At 58.4% G+C, this 202-nt stretch carries 2 tRNA genes; both read right to left on the reverse strand.

What is annotated here, in order from left to right:
- Window positions 1-2: 2 nt before the first annotated feature.
- Window positions 3-75 (reverse strand) — tRNA-Gly (locus WS42_RS15165).
- A gap of 52 nt (window positions 76-127) precedes the next feature.
- Window positions 128-200 (reverse strand) — tRNA-Gly (locus WS42_RS15170).
- Between the last annotated feature and the right edge of the window lie 2 nt (window positions 201-202).

A 202-nucleotide genomic window follows, 5' to 3' on the forward strand; every position in this document is an offset into this window, starting at 1 on the left:
AGAGCGCGAGACGGGACTCGAACCCGCGACCCCGACCTTGGCAAGGTCGTGCTCCACCAACTGAGCCACTCGCGCATGTTTTTGTGCTTCCGATTTGAAACACGTCAGCAATATAAAGTTTTATGAGAGCGCGAGACGGGACTCGAACCCGCGACCCCGACCTTGGCAAGGTCGTGCTCCACCAACTGAGCCACTCGCGCAT

This window comes from Odoribacter sp. N54.MGS-14, assembly GCF_000980295.1.
GTDB classification, from domain to species: Bacteria; Bacteroidota; Bacteroidia; order Bacteroidales; family Marinifilaceae; genus Odoribacter; species Odoribacter splanchnicus.